3 protein-coding genes are annotated in these 2,021 nt (G+C 64.6%); all 3 read right to left on the bottom strand.

All coding sequences use genetic code 11. The annotated features are described in order from the left end of the window. Positions 1-780, bottom strand: a 780-nt coding sequence (locus EN879_RS33515) for a glycosyltransferase N-terminal domain-containing protein (RefSeq protein ID WP_281034624.1), incomplete at its 3' end; no start/stop codon positions are given. Beyond that, positions 777-1,568: a lysophospholipid acyltransferase family protein gene (locus EN879_RS33510; RefSeq protein WP_013532344.1), complete on the bottom strand. Its 792-nt coding sequence runs from the start codon at positions 1,566-1,568 to the stop codon at positions 777-779. The genes EN879_RS33510 and EN879_RS33515, both read right to left, overlap by 4 nt. Before the next feature lie 5 nt (positions 1,569-1,573). Beyond that, complete coding sequence (locus tag EN879_RS33505) at positions 1,574-1,819, bottom strand: DUF4170 domain-containing protein (RefSeq protein WP_013532345.1); 246 nt, start codon at positions 1,817-1,819, stop codon at positions 1,574-1,576. Between the last annotated feature and the right edge of the window lie 202 nt (positions 1,820-2,021).

Below are 2,021 nucleotides of genomic sequence, written 5' to 3'. Positions count from 1 at the left end.
CTTGTGCAGCGTCGCGTGGACTTCAGCCGCGACCACTTCCTCGCCGTCATGGGTCGAGATCGCCGCCCAGGTCGGGCGCGTGCCTATCTGCCGCCGCAGTGTCGCCAGCGCCCGTTCGTCGACCGGAGGCGGCGACGTGTCCACCTTGAGGTTGCCCGACACCGTCACCGGCCGCGCGCCGAGCGCGAGAAACCGCTCGCCATCGACATCCGACTGCGCCACGACGTGAGCCAGGTTCTCGAACAGCGCCTCGGCGATGTTGGCGCGTTTCTTCCACGATTTGAACGAGCGGTCGGACAGCCTGCCATTGACCAGCACCTGCGGCACGCGTCGCGCGCCAAGCTCGAGGATGGTCATCGGCCAGATCTCGGATTCGGCGATGATTGCCAGATCCGGCTGCCAGTGATCGAGGAACCGGCTGACCGCCGGCTTGAGGTCGAGCGGTACATATTGATGGATGATGCGGTCACCGAGCCGCTCGTCGGCGACCTGCGCAGAGGTCACCGTGCCGGTCGTCAGCACGATGTTGACGCCATAGTCGAGAATGCTTTCGACCAGCGGCACGACGGCTATGGTCTCGCCGACGCTCGCGGCATGGATCCAGATCACCGGCCCGTCGGGGCGCGCGCGGCCGGCGACGCCATAGCGCTCGCGGCGGCGGTAGCGGTCTTCCTTGCCGCGCGAGGTGCGCCAGGCAACGTAGGGCCCGACCAGCGGATAGGCTGCCGCACCCGCGAATCGGTAAGCCGACAGCATGGCCCGTGCCCAGCGGCCGCTCATCGCGGAGCATCCACGAGACGGTAAGCCTCGGCGGTCGCGGCATTGAGCGCTGTCGTCACTTCCTGGCGCTTGCGCTCCATTTCGGCGTCATCGGCGCCGGCCGCCACGAAGATCGGCTGGCCAATGACGATCGACGAACGGCCGAACGGCAGGTTAATGGTGGTCTTGTCCCAGCTCTTCTCCAGCACCTTGCGGCGGCTGGTGGTGATGGCGACGGGCACAAGCGGCCGGCCCGAGAGGCGAGCCAGGAGAACGATACCAAGTCCTGCGTCTCGCGGCGTGCCGTGCGGAATATCTGCGATCATGGCGACGTTCTTGCCGACGGCGAGCGACTTTTTCAGGGCGATAAGCGCTTTCGCTCCACCCTTGTCGAGGTGCCTGGCATTTTCCCGCCCGCCCGAGCCGCGCACAGCCTCGATGCCGAATTTTTCCAGCATCAAGGCGTTGAGCTCGGCATCGGCGCTGCGCGAAACCATGGCGACCAGCGGCTTGCGCTTGGGATAATAGGCAGGCGTCAGCAGATGCTGGCCGTGCCACAAGGCGATGATGCCAGGCTCGAACTCGGTATAGGCACCGCCCGAAAACCGTGCCGATCCCTCGACGACGCGATTGGTGAGGCGCACGAAGCGGACGAACTGGGCGAACAGGCTGGCGATGGCGTTCTTGACGAATCGCGACTGCGCAAGCGGTTGGCGAATCTTGCGCCAGAAGGCCTTGGTCGTGCGGCTGCGTCCCCTGCCCGTGGGCGCGGCATCGCTTGCTGGCCCTTTCGCCAGGTCATGCTCCATCGAAGTCAACCGGCAGCCTTGTTGTCGGGGTCCAGCAGCCGGTGCAGATGAACGACGAAGTAACGCATGTGAGCGTTGTCCACGCTGGCTTGCGCCTTGGCTTTCCACGCCGTGTGCGCGGATTGATAGTCGGGATAGATGCCGACGATGTCGAGCCCGTCGAGATCGCGGAATTCGGTGCCGCCAAGCTTCTTCAGTTCGCCACCGAACACCAGATGCAAAAGCTGTTTCTTTCCGTCTTCCGCGGCCATGTCGGTCCTTCACATATCGTGAGTTTGTCACAGGTCTAGACCAAAGCCGCCGACTTTGGAACCTTTAGGGCGAGATGAATTCATCTCGCCGGGGAAAACGCTTTCACGTGTCCAGACCGGCGATGACGCCGGCGAGCACGGCCAGCAATTCACCGCTGCCGGCAGCAAGGGCGCCGTGACGAGTCACCTCGCCGGCATAAAG

It is taken from the genome of Mesorhizobium sp. M7A.F.Ca.AU.002.02.1.1, from assembly GCF_003998535.1.
GTDB lineage: Bacteria > Pseudomonadota > Alphaproteobacteria > Rhizobiales > Rhizobiaceae > Mesorhizobium > Mesorhizobium ciceri.
Note: the sequence above shows the minus strand (reverse complement) of the source record. Positions and strands in the feature narration are given on the sequence as shown.

Coding starts and splice junctions, on each gene's coding strand:
- EN879_RS33510 (WP_013532344.1), bottom strand. CDS start 1,568: ATGGAGCATGACCTGGCGAAAGGGCCAGCAAGCGATGCCGCGCCCACG.
- EN879_RS33505 (WP_013532345.1), bottom strand. CDS start 1,819: ATGGCCGCGGAAGACGGAAAGAAACAGCTTTTGCATCTGGTGTTCGGT.